Origin of the sequence: Microbulbifer sp. CNSA002 (assembly GCF_047324085.1) — a bacterium.
Taxonomy (GTDB): domain Bacteria; phylum Pseudomonadota; class Gammaproteobacteria; order Pseudomonadales; family Cellvibrionaceae; genus Microbulbifer.
The window spans coordinates 810,204-831,717 of record NZ_CP172449.1 but is presented as its reverse complement, the minus strand read 5'-3'; the positions used below and the strand labels follow the sequence as shown (position 1 = coordinate 831,717).

20 protein-coding genes and 2 tRNA genes are annotated in these 21,514 nt (G+C 50.4%); 3 read left to right on the top strand and 19 right to left on the bottom strand.

Annotation, left to right across the window (positions count from 1 at the left end; all coding sequences use genetic code 11):
• Window positions 1-101: 101 nt before the first annotated feature.
• The 3 genes from ACG1BZ_RS03700 to ACG1BZ_RS03690 all read right to left on the bottom strand — a co-directional run bounded on the left by ACG1BZ_RS03700 (window position 102) and on the right by ACG1BZ_RS03690 (window position 3,306).
• On the bottom strand, window positions 102-941 hold the full coding sequence (locus ACG1BZ_RS03700; RefSeq protein ID WP_413664424.1) for a hypothetical protein: 840 nt from the start codon (window positions 939-941) through the stop codon (window positions 102-104).
• Between the two features lie 270 nt (window positions 942-1,211).
• On the bottom strand, window positions 1,212-2,405 hold the full coding sequence (locus ACG1BZ_RS03695; protein WP_413664423.1) for a hypothetical protein: 1,194 nt from the start codon (window positions 2,403-2,405) through the stop codon (window positions 1,212-1,214).
• 463 nt (window positions 2,406-2,868) lie between these two features.
• Window positions 2,869-3,306 carry a hypothetical protein gene (locus tag ACG1BZ_RS03690; RefSeq protein WP_413664422.1) on the bottom strand — a complete coding sequence of 146 codons (438 nt, stop codon included), beginning with the start codon at window positions 3,304-3,306 and terminating at the stop codon, window positions 2,869-2,871.
• Between the two features lie 1,154 nt (window positions 3,307-4,460).
• Between ACG1BZ_RS03690 and ACG1BZ_RS03685 the strand changes: the two genes are divergently transcribed.
• The 3 genes from ACG1BZ_RS03685 to ACG1BZ_RS03675 all read left to right on the top strand — a co-directional run bounded on the left by ACG1BZ_RS03685 (window position 4,461) and on the right by ACG1BZ_RS03675 (window position 8,931).
• Complete coding sequence (locus ACG1BZ_RS03685) at window positions 4,461-5,000, top strand: hypothetical protein (protein ID WP_413664421.1); 540 nt, start codon at window positions 4,461-4,463, stop codon at window positions 4,998-5,000.
• A 204-nt stretch (window positions 5,001-5,204) separates the two neighbouring features.
• Entirely contained in the window at window positions 5,205-7,319 is a 2,115-nt protein-coding gene (locus tag ACG1BZ_RS03680) for a TonB-dependent receptor family protein (RefSeq protein ID WP_413664420.1), read from the top strand.
• A 40-nt stretch (window positions 7,320-7,359) separates the two neighbouring features.
• Entirely contained in the window at window positions 7,360-8,931 is a 1,572-nt protein-coding gene (locus tag ACG1BZ_RS03675; RefSeq protein ID WP_413664419.1) for a PepSY domain-containing protein, read from the top strand.
• A 587-nt stretch (window positions 8,932-9,518) separates the two neighbouring features.
• On the opposite strand, the gene ACG1BZ_RS03670 is transcribed toward ACG1BZ_RS03675, so the two are convergent.
• The 16 genes from ACG1BZ_RS03670 to aspS all read right to left on the bottom strand — a co-directional run bounded on the left by ACG1BZ_RS03670 (window position 9,519) and on the right by aspS (window position 21,506).
• A tRNA-Lys gene (locus tag ACG1BZ_RS03670) sits at window positions 9,519-9,594 on the bottom strand.
• A gap of 104 nt (window positions 9,595-9,698) precedes the next feature.
• Window positions 9,699-9,774 (bottom strand) — tRNA-Lys (locus ACG1BZ_RS03665).
• Window positions 9,775-9,906: 132 nt separating this feature from the next.
• Entirely contained in the window at window positions 9,907-10,584 is a 678-nt protein-coding gene (queC, locus tag ACG1BZ_RS03660; RefSeq protein ID WP_413664418.1) for a 7-cyano-7-deazaguanine synthase QueC, read from the bottom strand.
• A 35-nt stretch (window positions 10,585-10,619) separates the two neighbouring features.
• Entirely contained in the window at window positions 10,620-11,279 is a 660-nt protein-coding gene (gene queE / locus ACG1BZ_RS03655) for a 7-carboxy-7-deazaguanine synthase QueE (protein ID WP_413664417.1), read from the bottom strand.
• A 106-nt stretch (window positions 11,280-11,385) separates the two neighbouring features.
• The gene (gene ybgF / locus ACG1BZ_RS03650) at window positions 11,386-12,225 is read right to left on the bottom strand and encodes a tol-pal system protein YbgF (protein WP_413664416.1); all 840 of its coding nucleotides are present in this window, start codon (window positions 12,223-12,225) and stop codon (window positions 11,386-11,388) included.
• Between the two features lie 18 nt (window positions 12,226-12,243).
• Window positions 12,244-12,732: an OmpA family protein gene (locus ACG1BZ_RS03645; protein WP_413664415.1), complete on the bottom strand. Its 489-nt coding sequence runs from the start codon at window positions 12,730-12,732 to the stop codon at window positions 12,244-12,246.
• Window positions 12,733-12,831: 99 nt separating this feature from the next.
• On the bottom strand, window positions 12,832-14,127 hold the full coding sequence (gene tolB, locus ACG1BZ_RS03640; protein ID WP_413664414.1) for a Tol-Pal system beta propeller repeat protein TolB: 1,296 nt from the start codon (window positions 14,125-14,127) through the stop codon (window positions 12,832-12,834).
• Window positions 14,124-14,918 (bottom strand): cell envelope integrity protein TolA, encoded by a 795-nt coding sequence (tolA, locus tag ACG1BZ_RS03635; RefSeq protein WP_413664413.1) that lies wholly within the window; start codon window positions 14,916-14,918, stop codon window positions 14,124-14,126. Before tolA ends, tolB begins: the two co-directional genes overlap by 4 nt.
• A gap of 7 nt (window positions 14,919-14,925) precedes the next feature.
• Window positions 14,926-15,357, bottom strand: coding sequence for a protein TolR (tolR, locus tag ACG1BZ_RS03630; protein WP_282934232.1), 432 nt, complete (start codon window positions 15,355-15,357; stop codon window positions 14,926-14,928).
• Window positions 15,358-15,377: 20 nt separating this feature from the next.
• Window positions 15,378-16,067, bottom strand: coding sequence for a protein TolQ (gene tolQ / locus ACG1BZ_RS03625; protein WP_413664412.1), 690 nt, complete (start codon window positions 16,065-16,067; stop codon window positions 15,378-15,380).
• 4 nt (window positions 16,068-16,071) lie between these two features.
• Complete coding sequence (ybgC, locus tag ACG1BZ_RS03620) at window positions 16,072-16,476, bottom strand: tol-pal system-associated acyl-CoA thioesterase (RefSeq protein WP_282934233.1); 405 nt, start codon at window positions 16,474-16,476, stop codon at window positions 16,072-16,074.
• 12 nt (window positions 16,477-16,488) lie between these two features.
• Entirely contained in the window at window positions 16,489-17,508 is a 1,020-nt protein-coding gene (gene ruvB / locus ACG1BZ_RS03615; protein ID WP_413664411.1) for a Holliday junction branch migration DNA helicase RuvB, read from the bottom strand.
• Window positions 17,509-17,531: 23 nt separating this feature from the next.
• Window positions 17,532-18,143: a Holliday junction branch migration protein RuvA gene (gene ruvA, locus ACG1BZ_RS03610; protein ID WP_282934234.1), complete on the bottom strand. Its 612-nt coding sequence runs from the start codon at window positions 18,141-18,143 to the stop codon at window positions 17,532-17,534.
• A gap of 57 nt (window positions 18,144-18,200) precedes the next feature.
• Window positions 18,201-18,728: a crossover junction endodeoxyribonuclease RuvC gene (gene ruvC / locus ACG1BZ_RS03605; RefSeq protein ID WP_413664410.1), complete on the bottom strand. Its 528-nt coding sequence runs from the start codon at window positions 18,726-18,728 to the stop codon at window positions 18,201-18,203.
• Between the two features lie 150 nt (window positions 18,729-18,878).
• Window positions 18,879-19,622, bottom strand: coding sequence for a YebC/PmpR family DNA-binding transcriptional regulator (locus ACG1BZ_RS03600; RefSeq protein ID WP_282934236.1), 744 nt, complete (start codon window positions 19,620-19,622; stop codon window positions 18,879-18,881).
• A 105-nt stretch (window positions 19,623-19,727) separates the two neighbouring features.
• Window positions 19,728-21,506: an aspartate--tRNA ligase gene (gene aspS / locus ACG1BZ_RS03595; protein ID WP_282934237.1), complete on the bottom strand. Its 1,779-nt coding sequence runs from the start codon at window positions 21,504-21,506 to the stop codon at window positions 19,728-19,730.
• Between the last annotated feature and the right edge of the window lie 8 nt (window positions 21,507-21,514).

Sequence of the window (21,514 nt, the reverse complement as noted above, 5' to 3'; positions counted from 1 at the left end):
AGGACAACGAGGAATTCATAACTATTTAGCACTATCAATCACAATTAAAAATTATGAATTAACAATAATAAATACAGGCATAATTTTATGGCCTTGAAATTCTACTGCATAATACTTCCCGTATTACCCCCCCCCACTTGGCTAGCAATAGCCACCTGCCCATCATTTGTTTGTGTCGTGACATGAATATTGGAAGAACCTATCTGGGAGACAGTGGCCAATCCAGTACTTAGTCCCAACTGAGAGACTTCTACATAATTCATATCACCACTCTGGAAGGTGGTAATAGAGGAGAAAAGAGCAAAGCCCTGCCCTACCAATGCCTCGTTGAGAGTTCCATCTTGCTCGACGCTGATAAAGCTTGACTCAGTTAGGTCCCCCTGAAATAACTCGGCACTATTTTCACTCCCAAGTTGATTAATTAGCCCAGTGCTATTAAGCGCAAAATCCTCATGGATTGCTTGTGCAAAGTTCATTGTCCCGTTCTGAGTAACAGCGACAGTACCCTGTATTCCCCCGACATCCACCTGGGCAGCAATACCCTCATTATTTGAACCGGACTGGATAACAGTGGCGCTACCAGCTTCAACAAAATCATCCTGGACCACCCAACCCAAATTGCCATCGCCAGACTGGATAATTAGAGCCGTACTCTCAGAGACTTCTGCAATTTGCTCCAGAATTGCTTCGTTCATCAAACCCGATTGCTCTATCGTGCCCGTATTCAAATCTGTAAGGGCACCTTGCAAAACAGATGCTTGGTGGGAATCCCCAGTTTGAGTTATCGAGACGGAATTATTGGTACTGGTCGGATTAGACTGATCCACTGTTGCCAGATGCCCAACACCATCCTGATCAATATCTGTCGTATTATTGCCGCCCATAGAATGGCCACTGAAAGTGAGCGCAGCTATTGCAGTAACTGAAGTCCAAATTCTCATTTAACTAATCCCTTGTACATAAATCCCACCCCTTCTGTTTAAAGTCCAGGCGTAGCAAAGCATCCCAGAAAATAATCTAAGCCAATTTAAATTAGAGTTAAAAGCCAAACCAGACAGGAGAGAGTCAATAGAAAGAGAACATGCAACTCCCTAAAAAATCACTCATATCTCAAATATAGGACTGAATAAAACACAAAAGAAAAACTGGGACTTTGCAGATACACGACAACTGCCGGTATTCATACTGATATCGCAAAGCCCCAATGAAATCTATTGAAAAATAAATCCAATATTGGAAGTACCATTTTGCGTTGCGATTGCAGTTTGTGAATCTAGCATTTGCGATGTTGTATGTTGATTCAAATCACCGATTTGAGTAGTTGTCGCCACACTGAGCATATTTCCCTGTTGGAGAACACCGGCAATATTACTGGTGCCATTTTGAAATATGGAGCCCGTAACTGAGGTGGCAGTGATTTGCCCCAACGTCGCATCATTCATTGACCCTAACTGAGTAACAGTTGCAGAGGCAAAAGAAGTTCCCCCAGCTTGCTGGGTAACGCCCATATTCGCAGTACCAGATTGGCTCACTATACCAACACTGGCATCTATACCAGTATCCTGAACGCCGCCACCAAAGTTTCCATCCCCTACTTGAGTCACACTTACAGTACTATTGGCAACACCATTCTGCTGTAGTGCCCCACCAAAGTTGCTGGTACCGGTTTGGGTAATAAGGACCGTACTTGAAGTAACTCCATTTTCCTGATCAGACTCGATATCATTCATATCGCCTGACTGAATAGCAGTAACGGTAGAGTTAAAAACCCCCATTAATTGCTCACTATCAAAGTTATTCTGGTTGCCAAGCTGATCTGCTGACACAGAGCTAAATTCAACAACACTCTGCTGGGAAATCTGGGCCATATTGTCATCGCCAATTTGATTTAGGATGACATCACTTCCCAAAATATCGAATACCTGCCCCATTATAATCGCATCATTCATATCCCCAGTTTGAGTCACCGCGATACTGGATGCTTCAGTATCAGTCTGGGTGATGGTCATAAAGTTCATTTCCCCAGCTTGATTTAGTTCCTGGGTAGAACCAAGTGACTCAAGTTGCTCCGCTGTCGTATCGTTATTATTCCCAATCTGGTTAATTTCCAACGAACTTGACTCAGTCATAAACTGCTGGAAAGACTCAGCCATATTGCCATCACCCTCTTGGTAGTGGGTCATGGTGTTACTTATGGCATCGCTCGCCTGGGTCGATGACGAAGAATTACCATCGCCAATCTGGGTGACATCTATCAGGTTCCCTATAGCCGTAGGGTCAACCTGATTGGCGTTCGCTGTATTACCCACTCCCTGCTGATCTATTAACGTCGTATTATTACTGGCCATCGCACTTCCACTCACTGCGGCCAATATAACTAGAGCTACAGGCTTCAACTTCCTCATAATTCAATCCTTCATTAACTATTCAAGCTTTTCTTGGGACTCAACTTAGAGGGCCTCATCAACAACATCGATACCAATAGGCATGCTGGCATAAGGCATGCGCAAAATCCAATTTAGCGCCATCCCTACTCCAAACAGCAGTATCCACCAAAGAAGTGTTAAAGCTCGCCAAACTCGAGCGCTGAGGCAATAAAATTGACACAGGCAATTATGCGAACAACAAACCCCAAGAGGAATTGACATGCACTGGCACAAGGTCACTTGCGATAATGAACGGCTGAATATTTAGAAACTATTCTCAAATCGCTGATCATGGGCCGACCAACTACTGGGTAAGAGTTAACGATAAGCGGCGATACAGCTATAAGAAGGAAGTGGGGAAAAACTAGGAACAAAGTATGGGATTAAATTTCTGTGCCACACAGATCAGAACCTAGCAGCACAGAAATCAAAGAACTGACTGCTACTGTAAAATTGTGCCGGTATTACTTACTCCAGACTGTGTCGCTATTGCTGTCTCGGCGGTACCCGCTTGAGAGGTAACATGCATATTCAATGTACCCGTTTGGGATATTGTGGCAACACCCGTAGTGATATTGTTCTGATCAATATTTACATCATTGGAGTCGCCGGTTTGCAACACTGTAGCTCTGGTAAAGAAGGCATTTCCTTGATCCAGCGTAGACATATTCATATCACCAAACTGGTCGACAATCATAGTTGAATTTTCAACCGTAAACACCTGTTCCAGGAGCGCCATATTGTCATTAGCCATTTGCAACAGCTCCATCACAAGAAAGCTAACCGAACCTAGCTGATCCAGGGCTGCGACATTTCCTATGCCATCCTGAGCACCAACTATCAAACTTGAGCTGACGCCTAAGTTTTGATTAACGTCCATTTGATTCATTTGGCCAATTTGTGTGGCCAGCAAAGTAGAATCGACCGTCTGCTGCTATAGAGAAAAACTCGGGCCGACAATTAGAAATATCTCTTACAAAAACCAACTCCTTTACCTACACAGATCGAACCGCACTACTTAGGGAGCCTCTGAATAACTCCGTGATACCTCTGGCATGCATAGCGGTTCACAATCAAGGCGCGGCTTCGCAGGAATGTCTAGACCTTTCAAGAGGTCGCAACGCGGAGTGTGAATCGCTCTGCAAGCCCCGAAGGGCGGGCCTTGAAGGCCACAGCTGCTGCGTTGCAGCTCTTGCAAAGGGCTACGCTATTCGCGGCGAGCTGCGCCTAACATCTGCAACCTTCAAGACCCGCAGAGGCATTACGGAGTTATTCAGAGGCTCCTTAGAAACTAAATCCGCAACATCAAGGTAAGCAGTATCCACCATAATTGGTGGCACGAAATGCTTGAGGAGGTAGCAACGCCAAAGACTGCATCCTTATTTCTCTGAAACTAGATTCATAGCATTAACTGGCTTCAAATTCCTACCAATGCGTCAGAAGACAAGTCGATGGCTCATTCAATACTACAAATATAATCTAAGCCATCCATGGGAATAAAGTACCCAATAACTAGGTATAAAGTTTTACAAAGAATAGAAGTGGCAGGTTTAGTGCATTCAGGGAAGAACCAAGAAAATCAGACATTGAGAACTATAAGAAAGGAATTTTTGGTCGCACTTGGCTTCATACCTTGAGCAACCGATTAAAAGTCGAGATATAAAGCTTATACTAGCCTTGTTTTGGAGATATCTCACTAAACCAACCATAACTTTGCATAACGATTCACCACTCTATCCAGAACAGGTTCGACAAGCCTCTATTTACTGCCACTAAAACTCGACTCCTCCAATATCAATCAGTAAGAAAATATTTCATCTGCCACAAGCAATATACAAATGTGGAATTGGATAACCAGTCACCAAAAATCATCCAGCAGAATCACGCCAAACCTATCAGCAGATTTTTTTTACTAAAGATCGAGGTTGCCAGCGGCAATGGCATTTTTACCATATAAAGCAACTCCCAGCCCTTGATAACTCTCAATAAGTAGAGCAGAATGCGCCTCAAATTGTCACTTCGCAAGTACCAGCTTTGTCAATCTGCTACTTTACCAAAACCAAACAATCACGAGGCGCACGAAACCTGCTGCCTCGTATAGCGTTGTTTTTATTTTTGGTACAAGCGTTGATTCCCACTGGGTACATGCCAGCCTCGATCGCTACTGATGGTACAGCTATCAAACTCTGTCCTAGTGGCGTCTCACCAGAAGTAATGGCGATTATTCATCAGGGACATAATCAAAAGCCATTAAGCAGCGGTACAAAGAGCGAGCAGAATCACCACTCCCATCATCAACATATACACCATGAGATGGCGAGTATGTCAGCCGATAAAGTTGCTGAAAGTACAGATCATGATCACCATGCCGAAGGTAATTGGCAGCTGGACTGCAAGTTTGGTATTGCAAAGCCAAATTCCGAAGTAACATTTTTATCTACCCCTTATCTATCTAGCCTGTCAAAAACACGCTATATCCAGCAGCGACACTTGGCTGAGGAAGTAATCGCCAGCCTACATCGCAAACAGCAGCAGCGCGCTCCTCCCTTCTTCACCTCTTTGTCCACAATTTAAGTCTTTGCTCTTCACTTTTTGGGCTCGTTTACGCCTGCCCAAATCATGAAGCCAGTAAGGCATTCGATATAAGCAAATCAGCTTGCTCGTAGATACTACCAATCTAGTATCAGAGCACCTGTGCCTGTCGCTATATCGTCTGCGTTACAGCATCTAATTTATTTTATCGGCACGCTACATAGCGTTCCGACAGGATACCTATACATGAAAATTACTCGAAAGCTGCTCATCTCCTTAGCACTTATTGCTATCAGTAGCGCGCCTCAAGCTAAAGGCCAAGATCATCAATCCCAGTCAATTGAGGAGGTTGTAGTTACAGCTGATATCGATAATTCACTATCTGCACACTCTGCAAGTGAAGCAATTCATAACCTTCAGCGTGTTCCAGGGGGAGTTGACTTGGTTCGTGCTGAAGACTATTTAGTTGAGTTTACGCAGAGTATTGGTGACGCGCTGAAGTTCACACCCGGCGTTTACGCAGACACTTCAGCGCAGCGTGACAATCGAATTTCTATTCGGGGATCCGCTGCGAATGCTACTTATGAACGCCGAGGAATTACTGTATTGCGTGATGGAGTACCGATTTCACGTGCCAGTGGCAGCACCGAGTATCAAGAAATAGATCCACTATCTATTGACTATATCGAGATCTATAAAGGATCAAACGGCCTTCGTTATGGTGCAGCTTCACTGGGAGGTGCAATCAATGTGGTAACACCGACGGGAGCTACGTCAAAAGCTGGAAGTAATATAAGGTTGGAAAGCGGGTCATTCGATACATACCGAACCAGTATTAACACTAAAGGAAGAAATGACGCTTTTGATTATTATGGTGCGGTAACCAAACTAAATAGTAGTGGATTTAGAGAACATTCCGAAGTCGACAGTATTTATAGCTTTGGTAATGTTGGCTACAAATTTAGTGACAACATGGAAACTCGCTTTTTCCTGACCGCATTGCAGGACAATTTTGAGCTGGCTGGCTCTTTGACACACGACCAAGCATTAAGCAATCCTGACATGTCGCCAGAATCAAATATTGAACGCGATATGGATCGAAACCTTGATGTGTTTCGCTTATCAAATCGAACAGTTTTTGCACTAGATTCGCTCACTATTGAAGCCGGGGCTTGGCTAGCAACAAGATATTTGGATCACGCCATAACACCATATGCCGGCATCATTGAGCAAAGCGGAATGGAGTTTGGTATATCTACTGATATTACTGGTGATTTCCAACTGGATATCACTGATATTTCCTGGGTTATAGGTATAACCCATGCTGAAAGTAACAATGAGTCAGAACTGTTTGCGTACTCTGAGGGCCCTTTTAGCCCAACACCAACTGCCGAGAAGGGGGATTTATCAAGTAAAGATGATCGGAATGCGACGAATACTGTCATCTATGGACAGCTAGACTTTTCCCTAAGCGAGTCACTTAACCTGATCGCAGGAGCTCAATATATTAGTAGCGTCAGAGAAAACAAAAATATCTTTAACTCTGACCCCGCTCAGGATACGGGTGGACCGGAAGATGACACCGGTAAGTTGAGCTTCGAAAAATTCAATGGGCGTCTTGGTGTTATTTATACCCTACAAGATGAAAATCAGCTATACGCTAATGTGAGTGAAGGTTATGAGCCACCAGGAATAACTGATCTAACTTCGGGTGGAGCGGATCCATTTACAATTCTTGATGCACAAGAGTCATTGACTTTTGAGGTTGGCTCTCGCGGGCAGAAAGGTATTGTAAGCTGGGACGCATCTATTTATCACAGTGAAATTAGCAACGAATTTGTAGACGTTGGGCAGTCCGGGTTTAGCGGCGAAACAACAAGTACAGAAAACGCAAGAGGTAACACACTACACAAAGGTGTCGAGCTTGGTCTCGATATACAAATAAATAAGAATATTCTCTGGCGGAACATCTATAACTATAACGACTTTTGCTTTGATAATGATCCGGATAGAGGGGATAACAAGTTACCTGGAATACCTCAATCAATCTACGCCAGCGAATTGAAATACTCGAGCAATGGCAGGTGGTATGCAGGCATTAACTTGCGACATATTGCCAACGGAGCCTACGTTGACTACGCCAACACTGAAAGAACTGCGGGATATGAATTAATTGGCATTATTGCCGGTATCTCGATAAACGAAGCGATCGACTTATTTGCATCTGCGGAAAACCTAACCGACGAAAAATATATCTCAAATGTGTCAACAGTATCAGATCTTAGTATGGCTTCCAGTAATTCAGTTTTTACTCCAGGTCAAGGTCGCGCCTTCTATGTTGGTGTCAGCACTAACTTTTAATAGCCCCTCACAGTAGGAAATACATAAGCGAGGTAGCTTGATGAAACTGCAATTCATTAGATGGCACAGATTCCTAACCTGGATAGCTTTTTTTGGTGTTGTAACTTGGTCTTTGTCTGGAATATTCCATCCAATAATGGCTTGGTTTGGTCCGCAAGCCAAAAATACAATGCCACCCACGTTTCAAGCCAATGCAGAGACCTTATATAAACTTGAAAAAATTGTTGATAAGTTGCCTATTGAAAGGGTGGCTATCGCTAAAGTTGTTCCTTCAAGTGAGGGTAATCTACTGCAGATTACAGAAGCTGATAACAGTCCAAGGCGTTATTTCAACCTCGAAACTGGAAATGAGTTGTTTGATCATGATATAGCACAAGCAAAGTGGCTCACATCTCATTACTTGGACTTACCACAAGAAAATATTATTGATGTTAAATTCAAGGAGAGCTTTAGCACTGATTACCCGCGAGTTAATCGCCTGCTGCCAGTTTATGAGGTGACCATTGCCGCCGACGATAATTTACTCAAAGCTTTTATCTACACCGAAACAGGTGCCTTAGCTGCTTTAAACAATAGTTTTAAAGCCAAAACGCAACTGTTTTTCAGAGCGCTACATACCTGGAGCTGGCTAGATACTACCGGCCATGGGCGTGTGCTCACTGTTGCACTATTTATGTTGACGCTTCTAGCGATAGCTTCAACGGGACTCTATCTGATTTTTGCACTCCCCAGCCGCAAAATTCCCAAGTCTAATCGACGCTGGCATCGCCGCCTCAGCTACCTACTTTGGCTGCCATTACTTGGCTGGTCAGCAAGCGGGTTTTATCACTTATTACAGGCAGAATACATACAGCCCATTTCAGGCTTGCGACTGCTTGAACCTGTGCAACTGGAAAGCTTTGCAGTTGCGGAAAGCGAGATGGCTCAGTGGCGGCATAGCATAGGGAGTAGCATTCCTAAGAAAGCGCATTTAAATGCTATTTCGCTCAATCAGTCCATCGATAAAAAACCACTTTATCGACTTGGAATTAGCGTTCCGATTGAAGAGTCAATGTCCAATTACCAACAGCGTAAAGCACGCTTTGGCGGACTGCCTCTGGAAAGATCATCAGCTTTAATCAATGCTCAAACGGGGGAGAAAGAGTCGGTTAAAGACCAGGACTTGGCCAAAGAACTAGCTCTACAGTTCATCCAATCTAATGGCAATACAATCGACAATATTAAAATTGATGAAATCAAGCTGGTCACACACTTTGGGCCAAACTATGACTTCCGCAATAAACGGTTACCGGTTTGGCAGGTCGACTTGAATGACCCAGCCGGTAGCAGGTATTTTGTTGATCCAGTAACAGGTATTTTAGTTGACCAAAATCGAAAGATTGACCGGTTGGAATCACTTTCATTTTCACTGCTTCACAAGTGGAATTTTTTACGCCCATTAATAGGAGCTGAAAAGCGTGACATATTGATTGTAATTACATTACTCGCCTTAATTGCAATGTCCTGCTTTGGATTGGCTATTTATTTAGCACGCAGAAAGCCAAGAGCTAGGAGGGTTGGTTCCAGCCTACCCCCACAGGAAGCGTCTGGCTACATTAAAGCCTCGAATTAGAACTAGCCTTTTTCTCAAGCAAAACTCTCGGTCAAGAGCAGCCCCTGCGCCCAGGATCTACCCTTGACTGAGAGACTTATAGGGCAGAATAACCTAAAGGCTATACACGCCCCCTTTTAAGCTCAAGTGTTAACCACAATTATCGATAAAGGTGTTTTTACTGTCTCGAACTGACTTTTATCTTAGCTAAAAGTTTCTACAACAGCTTATTTTCCACATGCAACCTTGACACCAACGAGCACTAAATCGTGTTCATTGCCGATCTGGCGAGACTCTCTAACTCGGCAAAAGCCGCCGCCAAGACCAACATAAGGCCCTCTAAAGTAAATAGCGGCTATTGAGCCCAGGGTTAAGCACACACAACTTAAAGCACACCCTGGCGAGCACATCTGCGCAGTCGGCGAGCCTTTAAGATACGGAAAACTCTGATAGATCACCATACAAGTAATATCCACCATTCAGAATCGAAAATGAAAGGAGCTGATTAACACAGCAAATAAGCACGGTAATAGAAAGTCTGAAACTAGCCCACGTGTACGATGGTAATACAGAGAAACTGGTTAATTGATAGTGGGGAAAAGGAGAGATGGTGGGTCGTGCTGGATTCGAACCAGCGACCAATTGGTTAAAAGCCAACTGCTCTACCAACTGAGCTAACGACCCCCAGGATGGTTGGACTAATTTGGTATGGTCCAACTTGGGTTGTTTTTACCTTCGCGCAGAAGTGTAAAAACTGGGTGGGCTGCCTTGGGCATCCCTGTCGAAAATGGTGGGTCGTGCTGGATTCGAACCAGCGACCAATTGGTTAAAAGCCAACTGCTCTACCGACTGAGCTAACGACCCTTTTCGATGCCTCGTTGTGAGGAGCTGCGTATCTTACGGATCTATTTCGAAAAGACAATACCTAACTCAAAAAAAAATCTAACAAATTTAAGGAGTTAGGTATTTGTTCAAAAAATTGGCGCCAACGGCCAATTAAGGTGCGTAGACCGTGGGGTCCTCCAGGCCGGCCTCTGTGAAGCCGGCAGCCCTCAGGCGGCAACTGTCGCAGCGACGGCAGGCAGCGCCATCTGGCAAGGCTTGGTAGCAGGACACAGTTAAACTGTAGTCCACCCCTAAGCGGGTTCCTTCGGTAACAATATCCGCCTTGCTCATCTCCATCAGCGGCGCACGTATAGACAGCTTATTGCCCTCGACACCGGCCCTGGTAGCCAGGTTGGCCATCTTCTCGTAGGCCTCAATATATTCCGGCCGGCAATCCGGATAGCCGGAGTAGTCCACGGCGTTCACACCCACGAAAATATCCTGGGCGCCCAGCACCTCTGCCCAACCCAGGGCAATAGACAGGAATACCGTGTTTCGCGCCGGCACATAGGTCACCGGAATACCGGAGGTTTCCTCTTCAGGTACTTCGATAGAGTCATCGGTCAACGCCGACCCGCCGATTGAACGCAGGTCAAGCTTAACCACCTTGTGCTCAACGGCCCCCAAGTCCTTCGCCACCTTCTGCGCAGCCAATAGTTCTGCCTCGTGACGCTGGCCATAATCGAAGCCCAGGGCGTAACACTCGTAGCCCTCAGCGCGAGCCATGGCCAGTACGGTGGCTGAGTCCAGGCCTCCGGATAGCAAGATTACTGCTTTCTTTGCTGTCATTTTTTCCTCTTTTCTTGATGTGGCGCAGCGGCGCTTTAAACCCCTGGGATGTCGCCCCACAACAGCTTGTGCATTTGCATCTGCATACGCACCGGTAACCCATCTTCCAGTATCCATTCAGCTAGCTGGCGCGGCTGCAGCTGCTCGTAGCTGGGGGAGAAAAGCACCTCTCCAACCCGCTCAGGTATGCGGTACTGATCCAGGGTAAATCGAGCCCAGTCATAATCCCCGCGATCACAGATCACAAACTTGACCTGGTCCTGGCGAGTGAGTACTTGCATATTCTCCATACGGTTGCGGTGCTGCTCCCCGGAGGCCGGCGTTTTCAGGTCGACCACTCTCGACACCCGCTCATCCACTTTATCCACAGGCATAGCGCCACTGGTCTCGAGGGACACCGCATAGCCCGCATCGCAAAGCGCCTTCATCAGGGGAAAACAATTGGGCTGGGCCAGGGGCTCACCACCGGTAACGCACACATGGCGAGCGGGATGGCTTTGCACCTGCTGCAAAATCTGCTCCAGCGTCATGCGCTCGCCACCGTAAAAGGCGTACTCGGAGTCGCAATAGGTACAGCGTAACGGGCAGCCCGTCAGGCGTACAAACACCGTAGGAAGGCCGCTTTCTCGCGCCTCTCCCTGGAGGGAGTAGAAAATTTCACTGATTCTGAGTGATTCTTTGGAAAGATCGGTCATACACACCCAACACAAAAACGCCCGAGTGGCACATGCCACCCGGGCGCGGGATCATAGGCTTTTTCTGCTCAAAAAACCAGCGATGGCAGTCAGTAGCGGCTGAAGGCTACTGGAAGTTCTCCTGCAGATACTTCTTCGCCAGATTCGACGCTCTGGCGTCACTGGCTGCCACCTGCTCCAGCAGGTTGCGGGCTTTTTGCTGGTCGCCCAGCTGGTGGTAAACAGTACCCAGCTTGTAGCGGCCATCCCAGACTTTACTGGAATTCGGGTAACCGTCGAGGAGGGCTACGAACCACTCCCGAGCCTCTTCCAGGTTGCCTTGAACCAGTGCAATCTCACCCAGCCAGTAATTCGCATTCGGGGCGTACTGACCATTGGGGAAGTCCTGCAACAGGCTTTTGAACTCTTCACTGGCGCCGCCGTAATCGCCATTGCGGGCCAAGCCAAAGCTGGCCTGGTAGCGGTCGCGCTCGCTCTTGCCGTCTTTCGGGCCCTGGGGTTTAGGCGGCATTGCTGAGCCCCCCTGCCCTTGCATTGACGAAGCACCGCCTTCAGCGGTAGACGGCGGCTGAGCCGCTGGCTCTGTACCACTCAGGCGCGCAATACGCCGGTCCAGATCCATATAATCTTCGGTGCGCTGCTGTTTGAGACGCTTGATCTCATGGCGCAACTCTTCAACTGTGCCACGCAACTCCCGCACTTCCTGCTGCAAAACCTGCATCTGATAGTAGGCTTCGGCCTGGGGGTTGCCCTGGGCTCGGGGTGGTGACATACCGGCGCGGGCGAGCTGTGTCGGAGCACTGCTTTCCACTTCATCGGTATAAGTAATGGTCGACTGGTCCTGGCTTTTAGAAGACAGGTCTACAATCGGGGCCTGGGAAAATACCGGCGATGCCGCAGTCATTACTGCTGCGGCGATCGCTAGTTTTCTAATCGTTAAAGCCATTGGCATCCATTTTTACGATTAGTTAATAACAACGCGACGGTTCATCGCACGGGCAGATTCGTTAGAACCCATTTGAGCCGGACGCTCTTCACCGTAGCTGATTACTTCCAGGTTAGCTGCGTCTACGCCTTGCAGTACCAAAAAGTCGCGAACGGCATTGGCACGACGCTCACCCAGAGCCAGGTTGTACTCGCGAGTACCCAGTTCGTCAGCGTGGCCTTCCAGGCGAACAGAACCGGTGGCAGCGCGCATACGGTCAGCGTGACGGATCAGCAGTTCACGGGTTTCGGGCTTCAGCAGGGACTGGTCGAAATCGAAGTAAACTACGTTTTCCAGAGGTGCTACAGGCTCTTTCGGGGTATCAAAATCGGTGGTTTCAACCGCGGTATTATTTGCGGTTTCATCAACAATGGTTTCCCCGCCAGTCTTGGTATCATTGCTGCTACAACCAGCCATAACTGCCAATACACAGGCTAACCCAAGGCCTGTTTTTACTGATTTCAACATAAGCTACTCCGCTTTATATATAGTGTTATCGAAAATCCTGAAAGATTTCTACTTGCTCTAATTCACACCCTTCGCTTAAGCGCGTCGGGCACCCCCGCCTTATTCAAAGTACGGCGACCAGGCCGGTTCACGGACATCACCCCTCTGAGAGGGCAGGTTGTACTTCACCCCGGCATCCAGCGACACCGCTGCCAGAATACCTTTATCCCCACGTTTGGTAGCGTACATCAACATGGCCCCATTCGGCGCGATACTAGGGGATTCGTCCAGCGTAGTCTCCGTAAGGACACGCACTCTGCCCGAGTTGATATCCATCGTAGCGATGGTAAATACGCCCCTATTACGATGCACCATCACCAGTGTCTTTCCATCGGGAGAAACACGGGGCCGCGCATTGTAATCGCCATCGAAGGTTAAGCGGTCGACTTGACCAGTGGCAAGAGTCAATTGGTAAATTTGTGGCTTCCCTCCCCTATCGGAGGTGAAAACCAGTGATTTACCATCTGGCATCCAGTTCGGCTCGGTATCAATGGAGAAGTGCCTTGTCATTCTTGTCAGCTTATTACTGACCAGATCCAGCACGTAGATCTCCGGGTTGCCGTCCTTGGAGAGCACCATCGCCAGTTTGGTTCCATCCGGGGACCAGGTCGGCGAACTGTTGATGCCCTTGAAGTTAGTTAATTGCTTCCGCACACCCGTGCGCAGGTTCTCGCGAAAAATTGCCGGGCGCCCGGTTTCAAAGGAGACGTAGGCGAGCTCCTGGCCATTGGGGGACCACATGGGAGACATCACCGGCGCGCTGAAACGGCGGATCTGCTTGGCGCGAGCACCATCGATATCCGCACGCATCAGCAGATAGCTGGGCTTGCCGCCACGGGTCTCTTCCTGCACATACACCATTTCGGTGGAGAAGGCACCACGAATACCGGTGACGGCTTCAAAAATTTCATCGGCGGCGCGGTGGGCGATATCCCGCAGCTGGGTCTGGCCGCCGCGCACTTGCTTGGTAAACACCTTGTGCTGCCCAAACACATTGACCAGATCAAAAGTGAGTAGGTAACCAGTGGCCTGAGGCTCAATGCGGCCGGTCACTATGTATTCGGTGCCGAGGATACGCCAGTCGCGGAATACCACGTCTTCCGGGGCCTTGGGGAAAGACAGCATGTCCTCCTTGGGCACCGGGGAGAAAAGGCCACTGCGGCGTAAGTCTGCGGAAATAATCCCGGAAACATCTTCCGCCAGTACCCCGCCACCAGACCAGCTGAATGGAGATACGGCGATCGGCGTGGGGTCATCGATACCACTGGTAATATCCACCACCAGCTGGGCTCGAACTCCCAGGCTTACCGAGGCGACTGCAAAAATAACAATTGTTTTCAATAAGCTCTTGATCATTGGCGCAGATCTTCGGGTCTAAAGTTAACTATAGTTGTACGGACTTCCCGCTCAAATATCACCGGTTCCTCTCTGGCCAACTCGGCTACTTCGGGAAAAACTTCCACCTTTTTAATGGCGGTGAGTACGGAGCGATCGTAAGCCGCATTTCCGCTACTCTCGATGATATTAGCTGCCACCACCCGGCCGGTGGGGACAAAGTTTATTTTTACCGTGGTTAGCATACCGTTACGGGCGCTGGGTGGACGACTCCATACACCTGCAATATGTCGATTGATCGCATCACTAACCGAAGCTAAAGCCTGTTCCGCCTCGGGGGCATCTAGCAGGTCCTCTTCATCCTGAAGTGCCTCGTCAAAGGAACTCTGGCGCTCTTGGGCCAGCTTCTCCTTCAGCTCTTTTTCTTTGCGCGCCTTCTCTTGCTGCTCTTTCTCGCGACGGGCTTTCTCTGCCTGTGCCTTGCGATCAGCTTCGAGTTTCGCTTTGCGTTTCTTTTCCGCCTCGAGCTTTTTCTTATGCTCCAGGGCTGCGCGGCGCTTACGTTCGACCTCAGCCTTCCGTTTTTGCTCCGCAGCGCGATCGGCACGCTGTTTTATTTTATCGACCTTTTTCGGCAGTTTCTTCTTCGGTGTTGCCGCTTCAATTGTCACCAGCTTAGCCTGCACAAACTTTGGCATCGGTTTGCGCTCAGGCATACTGCTGGCTTCCCAGCCGTAGGTCATGGCAGCTATCAACGCCCCGTGTAACACGAGGCTGATAATGATCGCCAATGCATAAAAGCCTTTATTCACCGGCACCCTACCCCTGAGGTGGCTCTGTCACCAGGCCGACGCTGGGCGCTCCCGCCTGCTGCAGTTCGGTCATGGCATTGACGATCAGGCCGTAGCGGGCCTCGGTGTCACCCCACACCAAAACCGGGGTTCCCGGCTTTTGGCGCAATACCTTAGCGACCGTTTGTTTAATCTCTGCGAGCGGCTTGGCGCTCTTCTCGTCAGTCCCCAGATTTAGGTAATAGGTGCCATCGGAGCGCACAGAAATAATCAGCGGCTCCTCATCGGTTTCCTCCATCGGCGCCGAGGGCGCGTTTGGAAGGTCGACTTTGACCCCCTGCATCAACAATGGTGCCGTGACCATAAAGACAATTAGCAGCACCAGCATTACGTCAATGTAGGGCACCACATTGATCTCGGAGACCAGCTTCTTTTTGGTTCCCTTGCGAAACACACTCATAGGGTTCGCCTATTCACTACTCAGCCGGAATGCACTTTGCGGTGCAGGATAGAGGAAAACTCCTCGGCGAAAGTTTCGTAGCTGGACAACAGCGACTCCGCTTTGGCGGAATAACGGTTAAAAGCCATCACCGCAGGAATTGCTGCAAACAGGCCCATAGCCGTAGCCACCAACGCTTCACTGATACCAGGTGCGACCGTAGCAATAGTGGCCTGGTGCATAGTGGCGAGACCACGGAAGGAATTCATAATCCCCCACACGGTGCCAAACAGACCGATATAGGGACTGACAGAGCCTACGGTTGCCAGGAACGGTAGGTTCATTTCCACCTTTTCCTGCTCCCGGGACATAGCCACACGCATGGCCCGCTCAGTGCCTTCCATCACCGCTTCAGGGCCGCTGCTGCCCTGTTGGCGCAGACGGGTAAACTCGGTAAAACCGGCGCGGAAAAGGGACTCAACACCATCCGTCTTGCCTTTTTCCGCTCGTTCGTTACCTTCGCGGAAGAGTTTGTTCAGGTCGGCACCGGACCAAAAGCGGCGTTCGAAATTGTTCAGGGAGCGCTTGGCCTGAGACAGGTAAAGCCCACGCTGGATAATCATCACCCAGGACACCACAGAGGCCAGTAACAGCAGCAGCATAACTAACTGTACCAACAGGCTGGCGTTCTGGATTAGCCCCCAAAGAGAAAGTTGTTCACCGGCGTTCATCTTCTTAAATAACTGCCTTTAATGCTGAATAAATAGGTTCCGGCAGGGCACAGGGCCTGCGGCTGTCGTCAGCGACACAAGCAACTTTGACCACACCTTCGCAAATTAGCTCATCGCCGCGCCAGATTTTTTGCTCAAAAGTCACTGCGGCCCGCCCCAGTTTGCCAATCGAGGCCGTAGCGCGCAATGCATCATCAAGAAGTGCGGACTTTCGATACTGGATCTCGGCGGAGTGCACCACCAGTAACAGTCCCTGTTCTGGCATCGCCGGCTTATCATACCCGAGGGAGCGCAGCAGTTCTGTGCGCGCGCGCTCCATATACTTCAAATAATTGACGTAATAAACGATACCACCTGCGTCGGTATCCTCGATATAAACCCGCAGCGGAATACTGAAAACTTCCTTCACCCCATCCTCTCTCTACTTATTATCTGGCTTCGGCAGGCCGAAGTGCTCGTAGGCCAGCCCGGTTGCCACTCGCCCTCGCGGTGTGCGGGCGATATAACCCTGCTGAATCAGGTAGGGCTCTAACACATCTTCCAGAGTATCCCGCTCTTCACTGACTGCTGCAGCGAGACTGTCCACCCCCACCGGCCCACCATCGAACTTCTCAATCATGGCCAGTAGCATACGGCGATCCAGCTGATCGAAACCACGGGAATCCACATTGAGCATGTTGAGGGCGGCATCGGCAATTCCGGAATCCACGGCACCATCACCTTTAACCTCCGCGTAGTCGCGCACGCGGCGCAGCAGGCGGTTGGCTATTCGGGGGGTACCCCGAGCTCGACGGGCAACTTCGAGAGCACCACCTTCATCCATCTCCACTCCCATCAGGCCAGCGGAACGACGAACAATACTGGTGAGATCCTCAACGTTATAGAACTCAAGCCGCTGGACGATGCCGAAGCGATCCCGCAGTGGCGAGGTAAGCAGGCCCGCCCTCGTGGTGGCACCCACCAATGTGAAGGGTGGCAGGTCGAGCTTAATCGAACGCGCCGCAGGCCCTTCACCGATCATAATATCCAGCTGGTAATCTTCCATCGCCGGATACAGTACCTCTTCCACATGGGGGCTGAGGCGGTGGATCTCATCGATAAACAGCACATCCCCCGGCTCCAGGTTGGTCATCAACGCAGCCAGATCGCCAGCCTTCTCCAGTACCGGGCCCGAGGTGGTCTTAATGGCCACCCCCATTTCGGCGGCGATGATATTTGCCAGGGTAGTTTTACCCAGCCCCGGTGGGCCGAATACCAGGGTGTGATCCAGGGCCTCTTTTCGCAGCTTGGCAGCCTGAATAAAGATCTCCATTTGCTCCCGCACCACTGGCTGACCCACATAATCATCCAGGGTTTTGGGGCGCACGGCGCGGTCGTACTGCTCTTCCTGGCCCGAGGGGCCCACGGGCTCCGGTGCCACCAAACGGTCGGCTTCGATCATTGCAACAACTCCAGGGCCTCAGATTAAGCGGGGGCCATTCCCTTAAGGGCCAGGCGAATCAAAGTCGCGCTATCGGCATCCGGCTGCTCCTTGCTGGCGCGGGCCACCATTTTGCTGGCTTCAGTGGGCTTGTAACCCAGAGCCGCCAGGGCGCTCTCCGCTTCACCGGTGTGATCCACCTTGGGCTCGGCAGCAGCGGCCATCAAGGGGATATCGTTGGCGTCGCCAAAATCCGGGGTCAATTTATCCCGCAGCTCCACAATCAGGCGCTCGGCAGTCTTTTTACCGACGCCGGGGACTTTGACCAGCGCCGCTACATTATCCTCCGACACACAGCGGGCCAAGGCAGCGCCGTCCAGCCCGGATAAAATAGCCAGGGCCATCTTGGGACCCACTCCACTCACCTTGATCAGGGTGCGAAACAATTTGCGGTCCCCATCGCGAATAAAACCATATAACTGCTGGGCCGTTTCCGATACCGCTAAATGAGTGTGCAGCTGCACCGGCTGCCCCAGTGCGGGCAGTTCAAAAATCGTGGTCATGGGTGCGAGCACTTCATAGCCCACCCCCTGTACATCCACCAACAGCAGAGGTGGCTGCACTGCTGCCAGGGTACCGCTCAATCTTCCAATCATGTGTTATTCCAGGTTTATATTGTCTGCGCCCTTTATGGGGCCGATTCTACCAGCCGATCACACGCTCAGGCGGCCGCGACGAAAACGACTGCGCGCACCGCCAGCGGTAAATACCAGGGTTTGCTCGGTATGCATATGGCACAGAGCCACGGCCAGCGCATCGGCGGCATCCTCCTGTGGCGACGCAGGTAGGGACAGCAGGGTTTTGACCATGTGCTGTACCTGCAATTTATCCGCTCCTCCGTTGCCGACCACTGCCTGCTTCACTTTGCGAGCTTCATATTCGGCTACTGCCAGACCGCTATTTGCCCCAGCTACAATAGCTGCCCCCCGGGCCTGTCCCAATTTCAGGGCGGAGCCGGCGCTCTTGGACATAAAAACATTTTCAATTGCCATCTGAGCAGGCTGGTATTGCTGGGCGATCTGGCTCACTGCATCAAAAATCAGTTTGAGGCGCTCAGGCAGGGGACCTTCGGGAATACGAATCACCCCGCTGGCCACATAGCGAGCCTTGCCCCGCTCCACATCGATAATTCCATAGCCCGTTTTTCGCGAGCCGGGGTCAATACCCAGGATTCGGGTCAAAAGGCAGCTCCCCAAATATCTGTATGTTTATATAGTGGTGGGAGTGTCCCAAGGTGAACAGGAAGCGTCAAGGGAGGGGGAGTAAGAAGGGCTTGAAAAGATAAAAAACCAGAGGCGGGACAGTAGCCGCCTCCAGTTACGGAACCGGCTTTAGCCCAGCTCCTCCATCACCTCTGCCGGAATATCCGCATTGGTGTAAACGTTTTGCACATCATCCAAGTCTTCCAGCATCTCGATCAGAGCGAGTACTTTTTCAGCACCGTCTTTATCCAGCGGAATCGTGGTGGACGGAATCATGGCAATTTCGGCACTGTCCGGGGTAAAACCAGCTGCAACCAGGGCGTCCTTAACCGTCAGGTAGTCCTGGAATTCAGTGGTAACTTCAACACTGCCGTCATCGTTGGATTCGATATCCTCAGCCCCGGCTTCGAGAGCTGCGTCCATCAACGCATCTTCATCCACTCCGGTCTCGTAGAACATCTGACCTTTGCGGGTAAACAGATAGCTAACGGAACCGTCAGTACCCAGGTTGCCACCGCGCTTGGTGAAGGCGTGACGCACTTCAGCCACAGTGCGGTTGCGGTTGTCAGTCAGGCACTCCACCAGGACCGCTACACCACCAACGCCGTAGCCCTCGTAAACTACGGCTTCGTAGTTTTCACCATCCGCATTGCCGGCGCCACGGGCGATAGCTTTGTCGATGGTGTCGCGCTTCATATTGGCGCCCAAAGCCTTATCGATAGTGGCGCGCAGCGCCGGGTTATCGTCCGGGTTTGGACCCGATTTGGCGGCTACCGTCAACTCGCGAATGATCTTGGTAAAGACCTTGCCCCGCTTGGCATCCTGAGCTGCTTTGCGATGCTTAATATTGGCCCATTTACTATGTCCGGCCATTTTCCGTCTCTCTTCAGTCAGTGCGTAGGATGGGCCAAAGAGCGAAGCGAATCGCCCATCACTACGATTGGATAGGCCCGCTTCGCTCGGCCCATCGGGGAAAAATCAGCTGATTTTCTCTTCTTTTTGTCGCAGGCGAATACTCAGCTCACGCAGTTGTTTCGCATCTACAGCACCCGGGGCATCTGTCATCACACAGGCGGCGCTCTGGGTTTTCGGGAAAGCGATAACATCGCGAATTGAGTCACTGCCGGTCATCAACATCACCAGACGATCCAGGCCAAAGGCCAGGCCACCATGGGGCGGCGCACCGTATTTGAGTGCATCCAGCAGGAAGCCAAACTTCTCGCGCTGCTCTTCAGCATCGATACCCAGGATGCGGAATACCGCTTCCTGCATCAATTGGTCGTGGATACGAACAGAACCACCGCCCAGCTCGGTGCCATTGAGCACCATATCGTAAGCGCGGGAAAGTGCTTCGAGCGGATTCTTTTCCAACTCTTCCGGGGTACAGGAAGGCGCTGTGAAGGGGTGGTGCAACGCAGTCAGGCTGCCGTCATCATTTTCTTCAAACATCGGGAAGGCGACAACCCATAGCGGCGCCCACTCGCTGGTGTACAGGTCCAGGTCTTCACCCAGCTTGCAGCGCAATGCACCCAGAGCTTCGGAGACAATCTTGGCCTTGTCCGAACCGAAGAAAAGAACGTCACCGTCTTCCGCTTGCAGGCGATCGAGAATAGCTGCACGGGTTTCAAGCGGCAGGAATTTAACGATTGGCGACTGCAGACCATTTTCCAGGTCAGAGCGATCGTTAACCTTGATGTACGCCAGGCCCTTGGCGCCATAAATACCGACAAATTTGCCGTAATCGTCCAGCTGCTTGCGGGTCAGTTTCTTACAACCGCCAGGTACTTTAATCGCAGCAACACGTCCCTTCGGATCATTGGCCGGCCCAGAGAATACCTTGAAGTCCACCTCGGTCATCAGGTCCTTGATCTCCACCATCTCCAGCGGAATACGCAGGTCCGGCTTGTCGGAACCGTAGCGCAGCATCGCCTGGTAGTGGGTCATGCGCGGGAATTCACCCAGATCAACACCCTTAAGCTCTTTAAACAGCTTGCGAACCATATTCTCGGTGATCGACATGATTTCCTCTTCGTCGAGGAAGGAGGTCTCAATATCAATCTGGGTAAATTCAGGCTGGCGATCAGCGCGCAAATCCTCATCGCGGAAACACTTGGCGATTTGGTAGTAGCGATCGAAACCGGAAACCATCAGCAACTGCTTAAACAGCTGTGGTGACTGTGGCAGGGCGAAGAACTTGCCCTCGTGGGTGCGGCTCGGCACCAGATAATCCCGGGCACCTTCTGGGGTGGCGCGGGTCAGGATTGGGGTCTCGATATCGAGGAAGCCGTGCTCATCCAGGTAATTGCGGATTGCGGTAGTCAGCTTGGAACGGAAATACAGGTTGTTCTGCATTTCGTTGCGGCGCAGATCCAGATAGCGGTATTTCAAGCGGATATCTTCACCCACCTCGGTGTGCTCATCCAGCTGGAAAGGCACTGTCTCAGCAGTATTGAGGATCTCCAGCTCTGTGCCGTAAACCTCAACTTCACCGGTCACCATATTGGGATTCACGGCCTCTGGGGCACGGGCGCGCACACGACCTGTCACTTTAAGCACATATTCGCTGCGCACGCGATCGGCCATCTCGAAGTGTTCGGCCGCATCGGGGTCGAACACCACCTGTACAATTCCCTCGCGGTCGCGCAGGTCGATAAAAATCACTCCGCCGTGATCGCGGCGGCGGTCGACCCAGCCACAGAGGGTTACTACGCGGTCAATGTCCGCAGAACGAAGGACGCCACAGTAATCGCTGCGCATGGATGAAA